Below are 21723 nucleotides of genomic sequence, written 5' to 3' on the forward strand. Positions count from 1 at the left end.
TGACGACATCATGCCGTACCGCCACGCTCCACGCCCAGGGGGACCGATGACCGATCCGAAGACGCAGCTCGACCGCAGCCTGGGTACCGCCGGCGTGCTGTTCCTGACCCTGTCGATCACCACGCCCGCCTCGTCGCTGTTCGTGATCGTGCCGGGGATGTTGCAGATCGCCGGCACCGGCGCGCTGATCGCGCTGGGGATTGCGGGGCTGGTCTGCCTTTGTACCGCGCTGATCTATGCCGAGCTGTCCTCCGCCTTCCCTGTGGCGGGCGGCGAATATGTGATGGTCGGGCAGACGCTCGGGCCCGGGGCGGGGTTTGTGATGCTGGGCGTCAACGCCTGCAACAATCTGCTCTTCCCGCCCGTCGCCGCACTGGGCATCGCATCGGTGGCATCCACCGTGCTGCCTGGGTTGCCGGCCGTGCCGCTCGCGATCGCGGTGCTGATCGCCTCGACGCTGCTGGGCGTCCTCAACGTCCGGTTCAACGCGGTGCTGACCGGCAGCTTCCTGGCGGCCGAGGTCGCGGCGGTGCTGGTGATCCTGGCGCTCGGCCTGCACGCGCCGTTGCGCGACCTCGCCACGTTGCTGCTGCACCCGGTGGCGCCCGTCGGCACGGCGCTGGTGCCCGCCACGGCGGCGAATATCGGCCTTGCGACCTCGATCGCGGTTTTCGCGCTCAACGGCTATGGGGCCGCCGTCTATTTCGGCGAGGAAATGCACGCAGCGCCGCAGCGGATCGCCCAGTCGATCCTCCTGGCCCTGCTCGGCGCACTGCTGCTGGAGGTGGTGCCGATCCTCGCCGCGCTGATCGCCGCGCCCGATCTCGCCGGCTTCCTCACCGCCGAGGATCCGTTCGGCGGCTTCGTCCGGGCTCTGGGCGGCGCCGTTCCCAGCCTGTGGGTGACGATCGGCATCGCCATCGCGATCGTCAACGCGGTGATCGCCTGCATCCTCGCCAACGGCCGTTTCTTCTTCGCCACCGCGCGCGACGACAGCTGGGGCCGGCCGCTCGATGCCTGGCTGGCGGCGATCCACCCACGCTTCGGATCACCCGCGCGCGCGACGCTCGCCTCGGGGGCGATCGGCATCGCGGCCTGCTTTCTGCCGCTCCGGCTGTTGCTGGTACTGAGCGGCACCGGCCTTATTGCCATCTATGCCGGCCTCGCCTTTGCCGCGATCGCCGGGCGACGCCGCGCGACCACCGCGCATGCGCCGTATCGCATGCCGCTCCACCCGATCGCCGCGGTGGTGACGCTGCTGGTGCTGGCGGCCATCGCGTGGCTGAACTGGCTGGATCCGGAGGAAGGGCGGCCCGCACTGCTCGCTACCGCCGCGCAAATCCTCGCCTCCCTGCTCTATTACGCGCTGGTCCTGCGGCGACGGGGCTGGGTCGCACGCCTTTCTGCCCGTCCTTGATTGCGCGCAAAGCATTTGCACTTGCACGGCTTTTCGATTGACGCTGCACTGCAGCAAACCCATTTGCGAACCGTGCACGCTCCCGTTCAACGCTCCGCCACCCGCGCGCCGGGTCTGGTCCACTTTGCGCTCGCCATGGGCGGATTCGCCATCGGCACCACCGAATTCGCGACGATGAGCCTCGTGCCCTATTTCTCCAAGGGTCTTGGCATCGACGAGCCCACCGCGGGCCATGTGATCAGCGCCTATGCGCTGGGCGTGGTGGTCGGCGCACCATTGCTGGCGGTCGCGGCGGCGAAATGGTCGCGGCGGACGTTGCTGATCGCGCTGATGGCCAGCTTCGCGCTGTTCAACGCGCTGAGCGCGCTGGCGCCGACCTATCACTGGATGCTGCTGTTCCGCTTCCTGAGCGGCCTGCCGCACGGCGCCTATTTCGGCATTGCCGCCCTCGTGGCGGCGTCGCTGGTGCCCTATGACCAGCGCTCGCAGGCCGTCGGGCGAATCATGCTCGGGCTGTCGGTCGCCACCGTATTGGGGGTGCCGGCGGCCAACTGGCTGGGGCAGGCTGTGGGTTGGCGCTGGGGCTTTGCGGTTGTCGCTGCGCTGGCGCTGCTGACCGTCGCGCTCGTCGTCTGGCTGGCACCGAAGGACCGTCCGGAGCAGGGCGCAAGCCCGCTGCGGGAGCTCAGCGCCCTGGCGAACGGACAGGTGTGGCTGACGCTCGGCGTCAGCGCGATCGGGTTCGGTGGACTGTTCTGCGTCTACACCTATGTCGCCTCGACGCTGATGCACGTCACCGGCACGCCGCCCTGGGCGGTGCCGCTGGTGCTGGGCGTGTTCGGCATGGGAATGATCGCCGGCAATATCGTCGTGCCGCGCTTTGCCGATCGCGCGCTGATGCCGACGGGCGCCGCGCTGCTGCTCGCCAGTGCCGTCGCGCTGTCGCTCTATCCGCTGGCGGCGCACTCGCTGGTGTGGATGTCGATCGACGTGTTCGCGATCGGCTTTGCCGGGGCGCTGGGCCCGGTGCTCCAGACCCGGCTGATGGACGTCGCCGGCGAGGCGCAGGCGCTGGCGGCCGCGCTCAACCACTCCGCATTCAACACCGCCAACGCGCTCGGCCCCTGGCTGGGCGGGCTCGCGATCGCCGCCGGTTACGGCTGGACGTCGACCGGCTGGGTCGGCGCGCTGCTGGCGCTGGGCGGGTTGGCGATTTTGGGCGTGGCGGTGCTGGTCGATCGCAGGACCGCGTAACCCGCCACCGCGGACAGGACCGAGCCGAGCAGCACGCCGATCTTCACCTCGTCGACGAGCAGTTCGTTGCCCGGAAAGGCGAGGCCGCCGATGAACAGGCTCATCGTGAAGCCGATGCCGGCGAGCAGCGACACGCCGTAGATCTGCCGCCAGCCGGCATTGCCGGGGCGCTTGGCGATGCCCGTCTTCACCGCCAGCCAGATGCTGCCGAAGATGCCGAGCTGCTTGCCGAGGAACAGCCCCGCGGCGATGCCGAGCGGCAACGGCTCCAGCAGGATCGAGGGCGACAGCCCCTCGAACGACACGCCGGCGTTGGCGAAGCCGAACAGCGGCACGATCAGGAACGCCGACCAGGGATGCAGCGCATGCTCCAGCCGGTGGAGCGGCGAGTCCACCGCGTCAGGCGCGGCGGGGGACTTGACGAGCGGGATGGTCATCGCCGCGGCGACGCCGGCGATGGTCGCATGCACGCCCGACTGGAACACGAGCACCCACAGCACCACTGCCAGCGCCAGATACACGGCAAGGTGGCGCACGCCGAAGCGGTTGCAGGCGATCATCACGCCGAGGACCACGGCTGCGCCGGCGAGCGCGATCAGGTCGATATGCGCGGTGTAGGCCACTGCGATGATCGCGACGGCGCCCATGTCGTCGACGATCGCCACCGTCGTCAGGAACAGCTTGAGCGCGGCGGGTGCGCGGCTGCCGAGAATCGCCAGCACGCCGATCGCGAAGGCGATGTCGGTCGCAGCCGGAATCGCCCAGCCGCTGGTCACGCCCGGCGTACGGCCGGCGATCAGCAGATAGACCAGCGCCGGCACCGCCATTCCCGCGGCAGCGGCAATCACCGGCAGGCGACGGCGGTCCCAGCTCGCCAGTCGCCCGTCGACGAACTCGCGCTTTATCTCGAGCCCGACGAGCAGGAAGAACACCGCCATCAGGCCGTCGTTGATCCACAGATGGACCGTCATCGGACCGTAAAGCGGCGCGATCACCGGGCCGGTCTGCAGGTGCAGCGTGTGGAAATAGATTTCGGAGACGCCGGACAGATTCGCAGCCAGCATCGCCAGCGCCGCGGCGGCGATGAGGGCGATACCCCCCGCAGCCTCACCATGGAGGAAGGCACGCGTCGCCGATCGGATATGGCGGATTCGGCGTCGCATCAATTCGGACCTCCCTGACAGTCAGCGTATCCTCCCCCCGCCAGGGGGAGGTGGCCCGCGCGAGCGGGTCGGAGGGGGAGGATGCCAGCACAGAGGCCGTCGTGCTTCCTCCCCCTCCGTCGCCTTTGGCGCCACCTCCCCCTGGCGGGGGAGGAAACGCTTATCTTACGCGCCCAATCAGGCCACCTTCGCCAGCGCCTCGGCGATCAGCTTGCGGCTGTTCGCGATGCCGTACAGCGCGATGAAGCTGCCCATGCGCGGGCCCTGTTCGGAGCCGAGCAGCGTCTCGTACAGCGCCTTGAACCAGTCGCGCAGGTTCTCGAAGCCGCCGGTCTTGCCGATCTCGTACACCTGGTCCTGGATCGCTTCCGCGGTCGCGTCGGCGGGCAGGGCAGCGAGTTCGGCGTCGAGTCGCTTCAAGGCGTCGATCTCGACCCCCACCGGCGCACGCTTCTTGAGCGTCGGGGCGACGAAATCGCGGGCATAGGCAAGCGCATAGCCGATCAGACGGTCGAGCGCCGGATAGGTTTCCGGATTCGCGTCCGGGACATAGTTCGTAAGATAGCCCCAGACCTGCTCCTTGGTCGCCTCGCCCATCACGCCGACCAGGTTGAGCAGCAGCCCGAAGGTGACCGGCAGCGTCTCCGCCGGCGGCTCGCCATTGTGGATATGGTGGACCGGGTTGCCCAGCCGCTGCTCCACCGCCTGGCCGGCATAATTGCCACGGAACTGCCAATATTCATCGATCGCGCGCGGGATCACGCCCAGATGCAGCTGCTTGGCCTTTTTCGGCTCGCGATAGGCGTAGAAGGCGATGCTTTCCTCCGGGCCATAGGTCAGCCATTGTTCGAGGCTGAGGCCGTTGCCCTTGGACTTGGAGATCTTCTCGCCCTTCTCGTCGAGGAACATCTCATAGTTGAAGCCTTCGGGCGGACGGCCGCCGAGCACGCGGGCGATCTTGCCCGACTGGGTGACCGAATCGATCAGGTCCTTGCCCGCCATCTCGTAATCGACGTCGAGCGCGACCCAGCGCATCGCCCAGTCGACCTTCCACTGGAGCTTGGCCTTGCCGCCGAGCACCGACTGGACGATCCGCTCGCCCTCATCCTCGAAGGCGATCAGGCCCGCCTCGGCATCGACCACCTCGACCGGCACCTGCAGCACGATGCCCGACTTGGGGCTGATCGGCAGGACGGGCGAATAGGTCGCCTGGCGCTCGGCGCGGAGCGTCGGCAGCATCACGTCCATGATGCCCTGATAGTGCCGCAGCACGCCCTTCAGCGCGTCGTCGAAGCGGCCGCCGGTGTAATAGTCGGTCGAGGAGGCGAACTCATAGTCGAAGCCGAACTGGTCGAGGAATTCGCGCAGCCGCGCATTGTTGTGATGCGCGAAGCTTTCGTACTTTTCGAACGGATCGGGCACCTCGGTCAGCGGCTTGCCGAGATGTTCGCGCAGCATCGCCTGGTTGGGCACATTGTCCGGCACCTTGCGCAGGCCGTCCATGTCGTCGCTGAACGCGATCAGGCGGGTGGGGACGTCGCACAGGCTCTCGAAGGCGCGGCGGACCATGGTGGTGCGCAGCACTTCGTTGAACGTGCCGATATGCGGCAGCCCCGAGGGGCCATAGCCGGTCTCGAACAGCACATGGCCTTTCTCCGGCGCGCCACCCTCAGCAATCTGGGGATAGCGTTTCAGCAGCTTGCGCGCCTCTTCATAGGGCCAGGCCTTGGAGACGAGCGCAGCTGCGCGGAGTTCGGGGGTTATGGTGCTCATAGTCCCCTGCCTCTGCCGTTTTCAGCCCGGGGATGCAATTCCTGCGATCCTCCCCCGCCAGGTGGAGGATCAGGTCAGAGGCCCAGGCCCACCGCGCTCCAATAGGTGATCCCCGCCGCGACATAGGCGAGCGCGAACAGATAGCCGATCATGAAGGCCGGCCATTTCCACCCGTTGGTCTCGCGCCGGGTGACCGCGATCGTCGAGATGCACTGCGGCGCGAACACGAACCACATCAGGAAAGCGAGCGCGCTCGGCAGGCTCCAATGCTTCTGGAGCTGTTCGCGGATCGACTCCTCCCCCGCTGCGTCATCGGGATTGTCGACGGCATAGACGGTGCCGATCGCCGCGACCGCGACTTCGCGCGCCGCCATCGCCGGGATCACCGCCAGCGCCATGTCGCGGTTGAAGCCGATCGGGGCGACGATCTTCTCCAGCCCGCTGCCGATCCGCCCGGCGATCGAATAATCGACCTTGGAGATACCGCTGCCTTCAGGCGGCTTGGGGAAGCTCAGGAGCGCCCACAGGATGACTGTGGTGTAGAGAATGATCGTGCCGGCACGCTTCAGGAAGATCAGCGCCCGCTGCCAGAGCCCGAGCAGCACGTCGCGCGCGCTCGGCCATTGGTATTTCGGCATCTCCATCATGAAGCCCGAGGTCGCGCCCTTGGTCACCGTGCGCCGCAGCACCAGCGCGACGACGAAGGCGCCGAGGATACCCAGGATATAGAGCGCGAACAGCACGAGCCCCTGCAACCCCATGCCGGGCAGCACCGCGCGATCGGGGATCAGCGCGCCGATGATGATGGTGTAGACCGGCAGGCGCGCGGAGCAGGTCATCAGCGGCGCGATCAGGATCGTGGTCAGCCGGTCCTTCTCGTCGGATATGGTGCGCGTCGCCATGATCCCCGGCACCGCGCAGGCGAAGCTGGAAAGCAGCGGGATGAACGCACGGCCCGAAAGCCCCACGCTCGCCATCACCCGGTCCATCAGGAAGGCGGCGCGCACCATATAGCCGGTCGCCTCCAGCACCAGGATGAAGGCGAACAGGATCAGGATCTGCGGCAGGAACACCACCACCGCGCCGACGCCGGCGATCACGCCGTCGACGATCAGCGAACGGAATATGCCGTCGGGCAGTGCGGTGCCGACTTCGGCGCCGAGCCACTTCATCCCGTCCTCGATCCAGCCGATCGGCACCTGCGACCAGGCGAACACCGCCTGGAACATCAGGAACATCGTGCCGAGCAGGATGATCGGCCCGGCGACCGGATGGAGGAACAACGCGTCGAGCCGGTGCGTCCAGCGACGCGCGGCGGTTTCCGACACGGTGACGGCGGTGGCGATCTGGCGAGCGCGGCGCTGGAGCAGGACGATGTCGTGCTGCACGCCTGCCGAGGGGCGGATCTTGGTCACGCCCTTGACCATCTCGCCCATCCGTTCCTTGAGCGCATCGAGCCCGCGACGGCGCACCGCGACGGTGGCGACGACGGGGACGCCAAGCTCGCGTTCAAGCGCTTCCGCGTCGAGCTTCAAGCCGTCGCGCTCGGCAAGATCGACCATGTTGAGCGCCACCACGATCGGCAGGCCCAGCGCGATCAGCTGGAGGGTGAAGCGGAGATGGTTGTCGAGATTGGACGCGTCGACCACGGTGAGGATCGCGTCGGGCAGCCGCTCGCCCTGCTGGCGGCCGAGCAGCACGTCGCGGGTCACCTGCTCATCGGGACTGCCGGGGTCCAGGCTATAGGCGCCGGGCAGGTCGACCAGCTCGATCGGGCGGCCATCGGGCAGCGCCATGCGCCCCGAATGGCGCTCGACGGTGACACCGGGATAATTGCCGACCTTTTGCCGCGCGCCGGTCAGCGCATTGAACAGCGCGCTCTTGCCGGCATTGGGATTGCCGACCAGCGCAACCAATGGCGTGGTGTTCATGCGTGCTTGGCCAGCGGCGTCACATGAATCGCGGCGGCGACATGGCGGCGGAGAGCCACAGTCATGCGGCCGATCCGGCAGGCGAGAGGGCCCCCGAACAGCCCGGAACGGTGGAGCAGCTCCACTTCCACCCCTTCATCGAGACCCAGTTCGCGCAGGCGGCGCGCTTCGGGTTCAGCAAGTCGATCCCAGTCGACACCGGCAACGGTGCCGGGGGCATGGCGATGCAGCTGGGCAAGACGTACGGGCACGGGGATCGCAGCAGGGGCGTTCATGCTGCGAGTGATTATCAATTACGCAGCCGCTTGGCTAGACCTTGAACGCCATGGGATCAGGCCCAACATCGGGGGCAGGGTGTAGCGCGGTATACCCCGCAGCCACGCCCGAACGCCGTTATTGATAGCCGCCTTCTTCCTCGCGCTCTTCGGCGGCGTCCTTCTGCGCCTCTTCCATTGCCTCGGCTTCGTCGTCCTGCGGCTGCTGCTGTTCCGGATCGTGAATCATGCGGGGCCTCCTGGGGTTGCCCATGATCAACGAAGTGCCGCCGTAAAGGGTGCTTCGGTCATTCGAGTCGACGGATGAGCGCTTGGGCACCTGCCGGCGCGCGCACCTTGCCGCCATGGATGAAGAAGACGAAGGTTTCGCGCGGCTGCACCGGGGCGGGCTCGGGCGCGAAGGTGGGCAGTCCTTCGGGCTGGCCGCCCGCCGCCCAGCGTTTGGCGGCCTCCACCCAACGCGGCAGATCCGCCTCGGGGTAGCAGAAGACATTGTCGTCTTCGCCTGCTTCCAGCCGCGCATAGACGAAGTCGCCGCTGACATCCGCGATTGCCGGATATTGCGGCGAGTCGGCAAAGACGATTCCCACGCCCGCCGCACGGCACAACGCGACGAACTCGGGCGTGTGGAAACTGTCGTGCCGCACCTGCACCGCGTGGCGCAGCTTCACACCGTCCTGCGCGGCCGGCAGCAGCTTGAGGAAGGCGCCGAAATCCTCGGCATCGAATTTCTTGGTCGCCATGAACTGCCAGAAGATGGGCCCGAGCTTGTCGCCCAGCTCGGTGACGCCCTGGCCGCAGAAGCGCGCGATCGATTCGCCCGCCTCGGCCAGCACCTTGCGATTGGTGACGAAGCGCGATCCCTTCACCGTATAGACGAAGCCCTCGGGCGCCGCCGCCGCCCAGCCCGCGAAGCTGGCGGGCTTGAAGGTGGAGTAATAGGTGCCGTTGATCTCGATCGCGGTGAGCGCCGCCGCGGCATATTCCAGCTCGCGCTTCTGCGGCAGCTTGTCCGGATAGAAGGTGCCGCGCCACGGCTCGAACGTCCAGCCGCCGATGCCGACGCGGATAGGGGCGGGGGTGGCGGACATCGGCTTCTCCTAAGACCATGGCACGACTCGCCATTTTTCCCGGCCTTAGTATCGTGCCGCCCTATGCTGCGAAACCACGCACCTGCCGACCAGCGCCTTGCCGACCGCGCCTATTCCCGAATCTTCGAGATCATCCTTGGCGGGCTGAACATCGGCGACCGACTGCCCTCCGAATCGCGGCTGGCGGAAAGCTTCGGCATGTCGCGCACGGTCGTCCGCGAGGCGCTGGTGCGGCTGGCGGCCGACGGCATCACCGAGGCGCGGCGCGGCGCCGGCTCCTATGTGATGCGGCGCCCGTCGCTCCGGCTGGGCGCACATATGGCATTCGACGAACTCTCCGCGACGCTCGGCACCTATGAGGTGCGATTCGCGCTGGAATCGGAAGCCGCACGGCTCGCCGCGCGCCGCCGCTCGCCCGAGCAGCTGGCGGAAATCGAGGCGGCGATGGCCGATCTGCGCAGGGCGTTGCTCTCCAGCGATCCGGCGCATGACGAGGATTGGCGCCTCCACCGCGCGATCTTCCGCGCCACCGCCAATCCCGCCTTCGAGAAGGCATTCGAGCATCTCCACGAGGAAACCATGCGAATCATGCGCGCCGGCGTCGACATCGCCCGACTGCGCGAGGCCGAGCCGATCGCGGCGATGGTGCGCGAGCACGAGACGATCGTCGAGGCGATCCGCGCGCAGGACGCCGACGGCGCGGCGCTGGCGATGCGCTGGCACCTGTCGGAAGGGCGCAAGCGGCTGATGCCCTGAGCCGTCAGGGGCGGACGCGTGTCCAGGTCTGCGACTTGCACACCGCGCCGAGCAGCGCGCAGCCCTTGCCGACGATGGTATTCTCGTCGATCACCGTCACCGTACCGGAAAAGCGCTGGTGGATGTCCGGGACGAACACCGTGCCCTTCCAAAGCCCCTCGCGAACGATCTTGAAGTTCTGGAACAGCTGCGTGCCGACCAGCTGCTCGGTTCCACCCCGCCGCGCATCGGCCTTGGCCTTCTCACTGGCCCAGATCACCGTCGCGCACATTCCATTGGTACCGCATGGTGCCGCACGGACATGGACGCTGTTGCTGGGATTGCGCCAAACGCTCGGCTCCGGCTGATCGGCGGGGGCACCCAGCGCGATGGCGGCAACGAGGAACAACGACAGGGGGGGCATAGGACAACTCCCGAATCAGGGATCTGGCCTGTAGCATGCTACGCGATCGTATCCAGGACGGTGCGTCCCGATGTATCATGATGGCGGAAAACGGCGCTATCGCCGGGACCGCTGGAGCGGGCGAAGGGATTCGAACCCTCGACCCCAACCTTGGCAAGGTTGTGCTCTACCCCTGAGCTACGCCCGCTCTGGCGTCGTGGCCGGGAGCGTTTCGAAGCGCTCTCGGCGGGTGAGGCGGGCCAACTAACAGCGGGTTTCATCATGCGCAACCCCCAATTTGCACTTTTTGGAAAAGGCTTGGCGGTTTGCCCCCGAACGCCCAAATAGGGGCCAATCCGCCCGTGCGTCCGTCCGACGCGACGGCACCCGTTTCGCTAAGGAGCGCATTTTGGCCACGCTTGGTTTGAGCCCCGCCGACAAACAGGCAGTCGACGCCTTCCGCAAGGACGTCGTCGAGCCGTCGATGTCGAAGCTCGTCGTCATCGATTTCTGGGCAGAATGGTGCGGGCCGTGCAAGGCGCTGGGCCCGGTGATCGAAAAGGTCACCGACGACTATGCCCCCAAGGGCGTGATGCTGGCCAAGATCGACGTCGACAAGAACAACTTCATCGCCAGCCAATTCCAGGTCCGCTCGATCCCGACCGTCTATGCGATGTTCCAGGGCCAGCTGGTCGCCGACCTGACCAGCGCGCGCACCGAATCGCAGCTGCGCACGATGCTCGACCAGATTCTCCGTCAGCTGCCGATCAGCGGCGAAGAAGCCGAGGCAGAGGCCGAGCTTGAGCCGCTGATCGCGATGGGCGAGCAGGTGCTGGCCGACGGCGATGCCGAGCGCGCGCTCGCGATCTTCGACCAGATCGCCGAAATGGCACCGGACCATGCGGTGGTTGCCGCCGGCCGCATCCGCGCGCTTACCGCACTCGGCCGCCATGACGACGCGCAGGCCGCGCTGGACGCGATCCCGGACGACGGCGCCAAGGCCCCCGAGGTCGAGCGCGCCCGCGCTGCGCTCAGCCTCGCCCGCGAAGCCCAGCCGGTCGGCGACCTCGCCGGTCTCGCCGCGCGCGCGGCTGCGAACCCCGAGGACATGGATGCGCGCTACGAGCTCGCCGGCGGCCAGATGGCGGCGGGCGATCGCGAGGGCGCGGCCGAAACGCTGCTCGCCATGGTCCGCGACGACCGCGCCTGGAACGAGGGCGCCGCACGCCAGCGGCTGCTCAAGCTGTTCGAGGTCGTCGGGCTGGAGGACCCGTGGGTCGCGGCGCAGCGCCGCAAGCTTTCGCAGATCCTGTTCGGATGAAGACGACGCGGCTCTCGGTGTTTCCGCTGGCAGGTGCGCTGCTGTTCCCGCGCATGCACCTGCCGCTCCACATCTTCGAGCCGCGCTACCGCGCGATGGTCTCAGAGGCGCTCGCGCGCGATCGTCGCATCGGCATGGTCCAGCCGCGCGACGACAAGGACCCGCCGACGCTGTTCGATATCGGCTGCGTCGGCCGGATCGCCGATGTCGAGGCGCTCGACGACGGGCGCTACAACATCGTGCTCGAAGGGCTGACCCGCTTCACCATTGTCCGCGAACTGGAGGTGGGCACGCCCTTCCGCCAGGTCGAGGCGGCACTGGAGATAGCGGGCGAATCCGAATCACTGTCGCTGGCCGGCCGCGCCTCGATCGAAATGGAATCGCGCCGCTTCGCCGATGGCCTGGGCTATATGGTGGACTGGGAGGCGGTGACCCGGCTCGACGATGAATCGCTGGTCAACGGTATCGCCCAGATCGCGCCGTTCGACGCCGCATCGAAGCAGGCGCTGCTGGAGGCCCCCCGGCTGGAAGACCGTGCCGAGCTGATCGTCCAGCTGATGCAGTTCTTCGGCCGCCACGGCGAGGACAGCGCGACGCTGCAATGATCTGCCCGTTTTTCGGGCAGCCACGCGTCGCAAAATTCACCAGTTCGTAATATTCGGCGTCGCCAAACGCACATCTTCCCTGTGCGTTCCATTTGGCATGCCTCTTGCGAAGTGGCTCCCCGGGACAACCGCCAGAGGGGGCGACATGAAGCTCATCATCGCCATCATCAAACCCTTCAAGCTCGACGAGGTGCGCGAGGCGCTCACCACCGTCGGGGTGACGGGCATGACCGTTACCGAAGTGAAGGGGTTCGGCCGCCAGAAGGGCCAGACCGAGATCTATCGCGGCGCCGAGTACAGCACGAACATGGTGCCGAAGATCAAGATCGAGGTCGCCGTGGGCAGCGATCTTGCCGACCGTGCCGTGGAGGCGATCCAGGCAGCGGCGAGCACCGGCGCGATCGGTGACGGCAAGATCTTCGTCCTCGACATGGGCCAGGCCGTGCGCATCCGCACCGGCGAGACCGACGAGACGGCGCTGTGAGCAAGGGGGTAGCAATGAAGCAAGGATGGAAGACCGCCGGGCTTGGGCTCGGCGTGGCCGCGCTCGTCGCGGCAATGCCCGCCTGGGCACAGACCCCGGCACTGATCAAGGCGCCCACCGTCGCCCAGCAGGCGACGATGGTGAACAAGGGCGACACCGCCTGGATGCTGATCTCCTCGGCGCTGGTGCTGATGATGTCGGTGCCGGCGCTGGCGCTGTTCTATGGCGGCCTGGTGCGCACCAAGAACATGCTGTCGGTGCTGATGCAGGTGTTCATGATCGTCTCGGTCGCCGCCCTGGTGTGGGTCAGCTGGGGCTATTCGATCGCGTTCACCAGCGGTGGCGACAACCACTTCTTTGGCGGCCTGTCCAAGGCGTTCCTGGTAGGGGTGAGCGCAAGCACCTATGGCGCGACCTTCTCGAACAACGTCTACATCCCCGAATTCGCGTTCGTCTGCTTCCAGATGACCTTCGCCTGCATCACGCCGGCGCTGATCGTCGGTGCCTTTGCCGAGCGGGTGAAGTTCACCCCCCTCATCATCTTCACCGTGCTGTGGATGACGCTGGCCTATTTCCCGATCGCGCACATGGTCTGGTACTGGGCGGGCCCGGACTTCCTCGTCGACGCTCCGACCGATTACGGCTTCCTGTGGGGCAAGGGCGCGCTCGATTTCGCCGGCGGCACCGTCGTCCACATCAATGCGGGCATTGCCGGCCTGGTCGGCTGCCTCGTGATCGGCAAGCGTGTGGGCTTCAAGAGCGAACCGATGCCGCCGCACTCGCTGACCATGACCATGATCGGCGCCTCGCTGCTGTGGGTGGGCTGGTTCGGCTTCAACGCCGGTTCCAACCTCGAATCGAACGGCGTCACCGCGGTCGCCTTCATCAACACCTTCGTCGCCACCGCTGCTGCGGCGGTCAGCTGGGCGGTGATCGAGCAGGTCGTGCACAAGAAGCCCTCGCTGCTGGGTGGCGTGACCGGTGCGGTCGCCGGCCTCGTCGCGATCACCCCGGCCTCGGGCTATGCCGCGCCGATGACCTCGATCGTGCTGGGCCTGGTCGTGTCGCCGATCTGCTTCTTCTTCGTCACCACGGTGAAGAACAAGCTCAAGTATGACGACTCGCTCGACGTGTTCGGCGTCCACTGCGTCGGCGGCATCGTCGGTGCGCTCGGCACCGCGATCGTCGCCAACCCGGCGCTCGGCGGCCAGGGCATCATCGACTACACCAAGTTCCCGGCGGTCGCAGCACCCAGCTACGACACGGCCGCCCAGCTGATCATCCAGGCCGAAGCCGTGGGCATCACCCTGTTCTGGTCGGGCCTGGTCTCGGCGGTTCTCTTCTACGGCCTGAAGCTCACCATCGGCATCCGTCCTTCCAAGGAAGTGGAAGTCGAAGGGCTCGACATCAACGAGCACGGCGAGCGCGCCTACAACTATTGACGACATCGGGCGCCGCGCAGGTCTCTCCTGGCGCGGTGCCCCACCGAGGTTCCTCCTGCGGACGCCTGGGCTGGTGGGCAACCACCAGCCCATTTTTTGTGTTCGGGAGAAGCCGGCGCACCGCGACCAGAAGACGTTCGCCTCCCGCTTGCGGGAGGGAAGCGTTAGGGTGGAAGGCTTACTTCCCCGACAGCTGCTCGAGCGCGGGGCGAATGCTGGAAAGGTCGTAGCCCGCACCCGCGCCCTTCGCGACCAGCGCGTCGGGCTCGCCGCCCTTGTAGGCGCTGGCCAGCGCCCAGAGATTGCACGACCGCGTGCCCGAGCGGCAATAGGCCAGCACCGGCCCGTCCACCGAGCCCAGCGCCTCGGCCATCGCCTCGACCTGCGCCATCGAGAAGCCGCCGGGAGTCACCGGGATCTCGGTATAGCCCAGCCCCGCCGCTTCGGCCGCTTCGGCGATCTCACCACCGGTCGGCTGGCCGAATTCCTCGCCTTCGGGGCGATTGTTGATGATGTGCACGAACCCCGCTGCCGCGAGTGCCGGTACGTCCTCCGGCCGGATCTGCGGGGCCACCGAGATGCGGTCGTCGATCTTGTTGGGCATGGCAGGTCCTCCTTCTGATTCCAGCGCGAGGCTGTAGCGCGGGGCGCTGTCCCTAGGAAGCCGATCAGAACTGGCGGAGGACGTCCAGGAAGTCCTGTCCATAGGCATCGAGCTTGCGCGCACCCACGCCCGAAAGCTGCCCCATCTCCGCCAGCGACGACGGGCGCACCATCGCCATGTCGCGCAGCACCGAGTCATGGAAGATCACATAGGGCGGCAACCCGGTCTCCTGCGCGATCTCGCGACGCTTGGCGCGCAGCGCTTCGAACAGCGGGTTGCCGACGGGATTCGGGACCGTGCCCTTGGCCCCGCGGCGACGCCGCTCGCGTTTGGGCGGCAGGACCAGCTCCAGCTTCGCCTCGCCCTTGAGGATCGCGCGCGCCTCGGGGCCGAACTCCAGCCCGCCATGCTCGTTGGTGCGCAGCGCATCGCGGAGCAGCAGCGCGCGCGACACGGGTTTCAGCATCGCCACTTCGTCGCCGTCGACGATCCCGAACACCGAGAGCTTCTCGTGCCCGTTCATCAGGCTGCGTTCGGTCGAGACGCCGGTGAGGATGCCCTCGATATAGCCAATGCCGTAGAGCATGCCGGTACGAAACACCGCCGAGAGGAATTTCTGGGCGGTCACGCTGACGTCGATCGCCGCCGGGGGATTGAGGCAATTGTCGCAATTGCCGCAGGTCTCGGGTGCATCCTCGCCGAAATGCCTGAGCAGGATGCGGCGGCGGCACCCCGCCGTCTCGACCAGCGCGCCGAGCGCGGTCAGCCGGGTGCGCTCGCCGGGCTGGCGGGCGGGCTCGACCTCGCCGATCCGCTGGCGGGCGCGGGCGAAATCGTCGGCGCCCCAGAAGAGATGCGCGACAGACGGGTCCCCGTCACGACCGGCGCGGCCGGTTTCCTGATAATAGGCCTCGATCGACTTGGGCAGCCCGGCATGCGCGACGAAGCGCACGTCGGGCTTGTCGATCCCCATGCCGAACGCGACCGTGGCCACGACGACCATGTCCTCGCTCGCGACGAACTGCGCCTGATTACGCCGGCGCACGTCGGGATCGAGCCCGGCATGATAGGGCAGCACCGGCCGCCCGGTTTCGGCCGCCAGCTTCTCGGCGAGCTGCTCCACGCCCTTGCGCGTCTGGGCATAGACGATGCCGGGGCCCGGATTTTCGGCGACGATGTCGATGATCTGCCGCGTCGTGTTTTCGCGCGGGGCGATATGGTAGCGGATGTTCGGCCGGTCGAAGCCGGCGACGATCAGCCCGTCTTCCGGAATACCCAGCTGCTCGAGGATGTCCGCACGGGTATGCGCGTCGGCCGTGGCGGTCAGCGCGAGACGCGGCACGTCCGGGAAGCGATCGAGCAGCGGGCGCAGCAGCCGGTAGTCGGGGCGGAAATCATGCCCCCATTCGGACACGCAATGCGCCTCGTCGATCGCGAACAGGCTGAGCGGCGCCTGGGTCAGCAGGTTGCGGAAGCCCTCGCCCGAAGCCCGCTCCGGCGCGATGTACAGCAGGTCGAGCTGTCCGGCGCGGAAGCGCTCGATCGTCTCGGCACGATTGTCGTCGACGGAAGTCAGCGTGGCCGCGCGGATGCCAACGGCCTCGGCCGCACGCAGCTGGTCGTGCATCAGCGCGATCAGCGGGCTGACGACGACGCAGGTGCCCTCCAGCATCACCGAGGGCAGCTGGTAGGTGAGCGACTTGCCCGCGCCGGTGGGCATCACCGCAAGCGTACGCTGCCCCGCCATGACCCGGTCGACCACCGAGCCCTGCACGCCGCGAAAGGCGTCATAGCCGAAAACCCGGCGGAGATGTTCAATGGGATCGGGGTGCATGGCTGCCATCAGACTGCTCGGCACCTGCTTGTGCTGTCGAGCAAATGTTAACTTGTCCTACCGTATTAGCCCGAATGTGCCGGGGGGCGCAAACGCAGGAAGACGAACGATGCCACTGGATCCCTCGGATGAACCCGCCCGCCTCTCCGAGCTCAAGGGCTATGGCGTACTGGACACCCCTAACGAAGCCGAGTTCGACGCGATCGTCCGCGAGGCCGCCGCTGCGCTGGGCGTGCCGATAGCGCTGATTTCGCTGATCGACGAGAACCGGCAATGGTTCAAGGCGCGCGTCGGGCTGGAGCCGCAGGAGACGCCGCGCTCGATATCCTTCTGCACCCATGCGATCCGCGGGCCCGACGTGTTCGTGGTCAACGATGCCAAGGCCGACCCGCGCTTTGCCGAAAACCCGCTCGTCACCGGCGACCCGAACATCCGCTTCTATGCCGGCGCACCCTTGCGCACCGCCAGCGGCAAGCGGATCGGTACCTTGTGCGTGATCGACAGCACCGCCCGCCCGCAGCTGACCGAGCAGGATACTGCCCGGCTGACGCTGCTCGCCGAGAAGACGATGGAAGCGCTCGAACGCCGCCGCCAGCGCCGCAATGCCGCCCACGCGGCCTGAAGCGAAACAAACACCCACAGTTTTCGGCAGCGCGGCCCTTGCCGCTGCCCCCCTTGATCCGGCAAAGCGGCGGCGATGACCGTCAGCGTGGACATGGGCGTCGACGGCACGGGCGGACCCGTGCCGGTCGATCTGGAGGAGTTGCTTGCGACCCGATTGCTCGTCCAGGGCAATTCGGGCTCGGGCAAGTCGCACCTGCTCCGCCGCCTGCTCGAACAATCCGCGGGTCACGTCCAGCAAGTGGTGATCGACCCGGAGGGCGATTTCGTCACCCTCTCCGATCGCTACGGCCATCTCGCGATCGAGGCAGTCGACCATAGCGAGCGCGACGTCGCCCGCTTCGCAGCGCGCATCCGCGAACATCGCGCTTCGGTAGTACTGAGCCTCGAGGGGCTGGAGGCGGAAGGCCAGATGCGCTGCGCCGCCACCTTCCTCAACGGCCTGTTCGATGCGCCGCGCGACCATTGGTATCCGGCCCTCGTCGTGGTCGACGAGGCCCAGCTGTTCGCCCCTGCCGGCGGCGGCGAAGTGGCGGAGGAAGTGCGCCGCGCCTCGCTCTCGGCGATGACCAACCTGATGTGCCGCGGCCGCAAGCGTGGGCTGGCGGGCGTGATCGCGACGCAGCGCCTGGCCAAGCTCGCGAAGAACGTCGCGGCGGAAGCCTCGAACTTCCTGATGGGCCGCACCTTTCTCGACATCGACATGCAGCGCGCCGCCGACCTGCTCGGCATGGAACGCCGCCAGGCCGAAGCGATCCGCGATCTCCAGCGCGGGCATTTTCTGGGGCTGGGCCCGGCGATCACGCGCCGTCCGGTGGCGATCCGCATCGGTGCGGTGGAAACCAGCGCGCGCAGCTCGAGCCCCAAGCTGACCCCGCTGCCCCAGGCACCGACGGGCGAGATCAAGGATCTGTTGCTTGCCCCCGCCGAGCCCGAATGGGTGCCGCCGGCCCCGCCGCCCGCGCATGCCTATGCCCAGCCGGAAACCGTGCTCGAGCAGCTTGCCCGCTCCGCCCCGGCGCCGATGGAAATCGAGCCCGATCACGATCCCGAGGAAGTCGCCGGCCTCGTCGCCGACGTGCTGCGCGCGATCGTCGAGGACGAGCAGTCGACGCTCCGTTCGCCCGCCGTGCTGTACCAGGATTTCCAGGTGCGCTGCCGGATGGTGGGACTGACCCGTCCGCCGCTCGACCTTTCGGGCTTCGTCCGTCGCCTTTCGGCGGCGCGGGCGGGCATCCATGGCGACCCCGACGACGAGTGGGCACAGGCGCTGGAAGCGGCGCGGGCACTGCCCGACGACATGCTCGCCCCGTTTCTGCTCGTTGCCAAGGCGGCGCGCGAGGGCCAGCCCTGCCCGAGCGACACCGATATCGCGACCAGCTACGGCACCAGCTCGCTCGGCCGCGCGCGGCGGCTGATGCAGTATATCGAGAGCAAGGGGCTGTTCGTCACCCGCGTCGACCTGTCGGGCAAGCGTTCGATCACGATTCCCCGGCTCGGCTGGACGACGCAGGCCTCGGACGGTTGATTGCTAGCGGCGGTGCAGCCGGGCGTTGAGCGCGAACATGCACAGCGCCCAGATCGCGCCGAAGCACCAGCCGGCCAGCACGTCCGACGGCCAGTGCACGCCCAGGAACACCCGGCTGCAGCCGATCAGCAGCACCAGCAGCACCGAAAAGCCGAGCAGATAGGCACGCGCCCAGCGGCTGGTCTGCGTCTGCGCGACCATCATGCCGAGGGTAAGATAGACGGCGGCCGAGATCATGGCATGGCCGCTCGGGAAGCTGGCACTGGACACATGGGCGAGGTGGGGGACCACATCGGGCCGCGGACGGTGCAGGAAGATCTTGAGCAGCGCGTTGATCGTCGACGCGCCGACCAGCGATCCGCCGAGCAGCAGCGCTTCGGACCGCTTGCCGAACGCGAACAGGAAGATCAGCGTGCCGGCACCTGCGAGCCACAACACGGTATAGCCGCCGAGCGCACTGATATCGATTGCCGACTGGAGCAGCCAGGCGGGGCCGATCGGCGTCGCAAGGTCGTTCGGCGTACGAAATGCCAGCAGCAGGGCAGGATCGAAGGCAAAGCCGCTGGCGAAGCGCAGGCAGAGGAAGGCGGCGAGCCCCGCCAGCGACAGGCCCAGCAGGGCGAGCGCCGGCCAGAGCCATTGCCGGTTGGATTGCTGAAGCGGGTTGGAATCGGTCATGCTGCTCGCGGGAAAAAGAAAAGGCCGCCGACCACGCCATGGTCGTCGGCGGCCTTGGGTGCGGCAGCTTAGCCCTTCGGCCCGCGGCCTTCCAGCATGCCGGGCGCGATGAAGCCGATCGGCTGGATGGCCGAGGCCTGCTGCTTCAGCTTGCCCTGCATCGCCGCATAGTCGCTCTCCATCTCCGGCGTGACGGTCGCACGCGAGTCCGTCAGCGCTTCCTCGAAATGCGCCATCGTCACTTCGCGCGTCTCCAGCGACTGGCGGAGCGCGACCAGGCCGGCGCGGCGAACAACGTCTTCCAGATCGGCGCCGGTATAGCGCTGGGTCTGCTCGGCGATCGAACCCAGGTCGACATCGGCCGCGAGCGGCATCTTGTCGGTCTGGATGCGCAGGATGCGCTCGCGCCCGGCCTTGTCGGGCACGCCGACATAGACCAGCTCGTCGAACCGGCCCGGGCGAAGCAGGGCAGGGTCGATCAGGTTCGGCCGGTTGGTCGCGCCGATCACCACCACCGACTGGAGCTCCTCCAGCCCGTCCATCTCCGCAAGGATGGTGTTGACCACACGCTCGGTCACCTGCGGCTCACCCATCGCACCGCCGCGGGCGGGGACCAGCGAGTCGAGCTCGTCGATGAAGATCACGCAGGGCGCGACCTGGCGGGCACGGGCGAACAGCCGGGCGATCTGCTGTTCGCTCTCGCCATACCATTTGGAGAGCAGGTCGCTCGACTTGGTGGCGATGAAGTTCGCCTCCGCCTCGCGCGCCACGGCCTTGGCGAGCAGCGTCTTGCCGGTGCCCGGGGGCCCATAGAGCAGGAAGCCCTTGGCGGGCCGGATGCCGAGGCGCCGGAACGCATCCGGATCCTTGAGCGGCAGCTCGACGCCTTCCTTCAACCGCATCTGCGCATCGTCGAGCCCACCGACATCTTCCCAGCGAACCGTCGGCGCCTGCACCATCACTTCGCGCATCGCCGAGGGCTGGACGCGTTTGAGCGCCTCCAGGAAATCGTCGCGGGTGACCGACAGCGTGTCGAGCACGTCCGCGGGAATCGTGCCTTCCTCGAGGTTGAGGCGCGGCATGATCCGCCGCACCGCCTCGATCGCGGCCTCGCGGGTCAGCGCCGCAAGGTCTGCGCCGACAAAGCCATAGGTGGTGCGCGCAAGCTCGGCGAGATCGACGTCCTCGCTCAGCGGCATGCCGCGCGTGTGAATGCCCAGGATCTCGCGGCGCCCGCGATCGTCCGGCACGCCGACGACGATCTCGCGATCGAACCGGCCCGGACGGCGCAGCGCCTCGTCGATCGCCTCGGGGCGATTTGTCGCGGCGATCACGACGATGTTGGCGCGCGCCTCCAGCCCGTCCATCAACGTCAGCAGCTGGGCGACGAGACGCTTTTCGGCCTCGCCGGTCACTTGGCCGCGCTTCGGGGCGATCGAGTCGATCTCGTCGATGAACACGATAGACGGCGCGTTCTTCGCCGCTTCCTCGAACACCTGCCGCAGCCGCTGCTCGGATTCGCCATAGGCCGAGCCCATGATCTCCGGCCCGTTGATCAGGTGGAAGCTGGCGTCGCTTTCGTTGGCGACCGCGCGGGCGAGTCGCGTCTTGCCGGTGCCGGGGGGCCCGTGCAGAATCACGCCCTTGGGCGGATCAACGCCCAGGCGCTGGAACAGCTCAGGGTAGCGCAGCGGCAATTCGACCATCTCGCGCAGCTGGTCGATCGTGCCGGCCATGCCGCCGATATCGTCATAGGTCACATCGGCGCGGCGGCTTTCCTTGGCCTCCTCATACTCGGCGCGCAGTTCGACCTCGGTATTTTCGTCGATATGCACCACGCCGCGCGGGACGGTGGAGAGCACCGTCAGCCGGATCTCCTGCAGCGCATAGGCCGGGGCGCGGACAAACTGCTGAACATTGGGCGGTACATCCGCGCGCTGGTGACCGACGGTCGCGATCGTGTCGCCGGACGTGAGGGGACGCGTGAAGAAGGTACGCTTCAGCGCCTCGCCGGTGCCGCGCAGGCGCAGATTGGCTTGGGCGGGACCAAACACGACTCGAGTCGCGGGCTTCGAATCGGCACGGCGCACCTCGACGAAGTCGCCCGAGCCGACACCGGCATTGGCACGCTGCAGGCCATCGATACGGAGCAGCTCCAGGCCTTCGTCTTCGGAATAGGGGAGAACGGCGCGCGCAGGGGTGCTGCGCTTGCCGACGATCTCGATCACATCACCCTCGGTGATGCCGAGCGCGGCCATCAGGCTGCGCGGGATATGGGCCAGTCCGCGGCCGCTGTCTTCCGGGCGCGCATTGGCGACCTGGAGCCTGCGGGTGCGGGATTCGTCATCGGCCATTCTGGGTTCCTTCGTGGCTAGGCACGAAAGCTAGGAACGGCGAAGGCAAAAAAAAGGGCCGCCTCAAAAAGGGCGGCCTTGGAAAGTTTTAGGAGAGGATGCCTGAAAGGCCTGCTCTATGTGCAGCGCGGTACGGTTTTGTGCAAGTGCGAAAATTACACCGCGTAGATGCATGGGTTGCAATCGCGATTGTCCGGAGCGATATTCCTC

At 67.4% G+C, this 21723-nt stretch carries 19 protein-coding genes and 1 tRNA gene; 9 read left to right on the forward strand and 11 right to left on the reverse strand.

Annotation, left to right across the window (positions count from 1 at the left end; genetic code table 11):
• Nucleotides 1–46: 46 nt before the first annotated feature.
• Both A7X12_RS21980 and A7X12_RS21985 read left to right on the forward strand, forming a co-directional pair.
• On the forward strand, nucleotides 47–1417 hold the full coding sequence (locus A7X12_RS21980) for an APC family permease (RefSeq protein WP_064313591.1): 1371 nt from the start codon (nucleotides 47–49) through the stop codon (nucleotides 1415–1417).
• A gap of 135 nt (nucleotides 1418–1552) precedes the next feature.
• Nucleotides 1553–2671 (forward strand): MFS transporter, encoded by a 1119-nt coding sequence (locus tag A7X12_RS21985; RefSeq protein ID WP_064313592.1) that lies wholly within the window; start codon nucleotides 1553–1555, stop codon nucleotides 2669–2671.
• Here the strand turns inward: A7X12_RS21985 and nhaA are convergent.
• The 5 genes from nhaA to A7X12_RS22010 all read right to left on the reverse strand — a co-directional run bounded on the left by nhaA (nucleotide 2572) and on the right by A7X12_RS22010 (nucleotide 8904).
• On the reverse strand, nucleotides 2572–3834 hold the full coding sequence (gene nhaA, locus A7X12_RS21990; protein WP_064313593.1) for a Na+/H+ antiporter NhaA: 1263 nt from the start codon (nucleotides 3832–3834) through the stop codon (nucleotides 2572–2574). The genes A7X12_RS21985 and nhaA overlap by 100 nt on opposite strands.
• 177 nt (nucleotides 3835–4011) lie before the next feature.
• A complete protein-coding gene (locus A7X12_RS21995; RefSeq protein ID WP_064313594.1) occupies nucleotides 4012–5607 on the reverse strand; it encodes a lysine--tRNA ligase in 1596 nt (531 codons plus the stop codon).
• Nucleotides 5608–5681: 74 nt separating this feature from the next.
• Nucleotides 5682–7538 (reverse strand): ferrous iron transporter B, encoded by a 1857-nt coding sequence (gene feoB / locus A7X12_RS22000; RefSeq protein WP_064313595.1) that lies wholly within the window; start codon nucleotides 7536–7538, stop codon nucleotides 5682–5684.
• A complete protein-coding gene (locus A7X12_RS25290) occupies nucleotides 7535–7813 on the reverse strand; it encodes a FeoA family protein (RefSeq protein ID WP_084445919.1) in 279 nt (92 codons plus the stop codon). Before A7X12_RS25290 ends, feoB begins: the two co-directional genes overlap by 4 nt.
• A 287-nt stretch (nucleotides 7814–8100) precedes the next feature.
• Nucleotides 8101–8904, reverse strand: coding sequence for a DUF72 domain-containing protein (locus A7X12_RS22010; RefSeq protein WP_064313597.1), 804 nt, complete (start codon nucleotides 8902–8904; stop codon nucleotides 8101–8103).
• A 63-nt stretch (nucleotides 8905–8967) separates the two neighbouring features.
• Here A7X12_RS22010 and A7X12_RS22015 point away from each other — a divergent pair, with 63 nt between their 5' ends.
• Entirely contained in the window at nucleotides 8968–9660 is a 693-nt protein-coding gene (locus A7X12_RS22015; RefSeq protein WP_064313598.1) for a FadR/GntR family transcriptional regulator, read from the forward strand.
• Between the two features lie 4 nt (nucleotides 9661–9664).
• On the opposite strand, the gene A7X12_RS22020 is transcribed toward A7X12_RS22015, so the two are convergent.
• Complete coding sequence (locus A7X12_RS22020; protein ID WP_064313599.1) at nucleotides 9665–10063, reverse strand: DUF2147 domain-containing protein; 399 nt, start codon at nucleotides 10061–10063, stop codon at nucleotides 9665–9667.
• A 112-nt stretch (nucleotides 10064–10175) separates the two neighbouring features.
• Nucleotides 10176–10250: transfer RNA gene (locus A7X12_RS22025), tRNA-Gly, on the reverse strand.
• A 216-nt stretch (nucleotides 10251–10466) separates the two neighbouring features.
• Between A7X12_RS22025 and A7X12_RS22030 the strand changes: the two genes are divergently transcribed.
• The 4 genes from A7X12_RS22030 (at nucleotide 10467) to A7X12_RS22045 (ending at nucleotide 13894) form a co-directional block, all read left to right on the forward strand.
• On the forward strand, nucleotides 10467–11363 hold the full coding sequence (locus A7X12_RS22030; protein ID WP_064313600.1) for a tetratricopeptide repeat protein: 897 nt from the start codon (nucleotides 10467–10469) through the stop codon (nucleotides 11361–11363).
• Nucleotides 11360–11968, forward strand: coding sequence for an LON peptidase substrate-binding domain-containing protein (locus A7X12_RS22035; protein WP_064313601.1), 609 nt, complete (start codon nucleotides 11360–11362; stop codon nucleotides 11966–11968). The genes A7X12_RS22030 and A7X12_RS22035 overlap by 4 nt, the downstream gene beginning before the upstream one ends.
• Nucleotides 11969–12113: 145 nt before the next feature.
• On the forward strand, nucleotides 12114–12452 hold the full coding sequence (locus A7X12_RS22040; protein ID WP_010542740.1) for a P-II family nitrogen regulator: 339 nt from the start codon (nucleotides 12114–12116) through the stop codon (nucleotides 12450–12452).
• A 14-nt stretch (nucleotides 12453–12466) separates the two neighbouring features.
• A complete protein-coding gene (locus tag A7X12_RS22045; protein ID WP_064313602.1) occupies nucleotides 12467–13894 on the forward strand; it encodes an ammonium transporter in 1428 nt (475 codons plus the stop codon).
• Between the two features lie 178 nt (nucleotides 13895–14072).
• On the opposite strand, the gene A7X12_RS22050 is transcribed toward A7X12_RS22045, so the two are convergent.
• A complete protein-coding gene (locus A7X12_RS22050; RefSeq protein WP_064313603.1) occupies nucleotides 14073–14498 on the reverse strand; it encodes a TIGR01244 family sulfur transferase in 426 nt (141 codons plus the stop codon).
• Between the two features lie 64 nt (nucleotides 14499–14562).
• Nucleotides 14563–16332 (reverse strand): DNA helicase RecQ, encoded by a 1770-nt coding sequence (recQ, locus tag A7X12_RS22055; protein WP_064313649.1) that lies wholly within the window; start codon nucleotides 16330–16332, stop codon nucleotides 14563–14565.
• Between the two features lie 109 nt (nucleotides 16333–16441).
• On the opposite strand from recQ, the gene A7X12_RS22060 reads away from it, so the two are divergent.
• Together A7X12_RS22060 and A7X12_RS22065 are read left to right on the forward strand one after the other, a co-directional pair.
• Entirely contained in the window at nucleotides 16442–16954 is a 513-nt protein-coding gene (locus A7X12_RS22060) for a GAF domain-containing protein (protein ID WP_064313604.1), read from the forward strand.
• Nucleotides 16955–17029: 75 nt separating this feature from the next.
• Nucleotides 17030–18481 carry an ATP-binding protein gene (locus tag A7X12_RS22065; RefSeq protein ID WP_064313605.1) on the forward strand — a complete coding sequence of 484 codons (1452 nt, stop codon included), beginning with the start codon at nucleotides 17030–17032 and terminating at the stop codon, nucleotides 18479–18481.
• Between the two features lie 3 nt (nucleotides 18482–18484).
• Here the strand turns inward: A7X12_RS22065 and A7X12_RS22070 are convergent, their stop codons facing one another.
• Together A7X12_RS22070 and A7X12_RS22075 are read right to left on the reverse strand one after the other, a co-directional pair.
• Nucleotides 18485–19159: a phosphatase PAP2 family protein gene (locus A7X12_RS22070; protein WP_064313606.1), complete on the reverse strand. Its 675-nt coding sequence runs from the start codon at nucleotides 19157–19159 to the stop codon at nucleotides 18485–18487.
• Nucleotides 19160–19227: 68 nt separating this feature from the next.
• The gene (locus A7X12_RS22075) at nucleotides 19228–21513 is read right to left on the reverse strand and encodes a CDC48 family AAA ATPase (RefSeq protein ID WP_064313607.1); all 2286 of its coding nucleotides are present in this window, start codon (nucleotides 21511–21513) and stop codon (nucleotides 19228–19230) included.
• Nucleotides 21514–21723 lie beyond the last annotated feature (210 nt).

Origin of the sequence: Sphingomonas sp. TDK1, assembly GCF_001650735.1 — a bacterium.
Lineage (GTDB): Bacteria > Pseudomonadota > Alphaproteobacteria > Sphingomonadales > Sphingomonadaceae > Sphingomonas.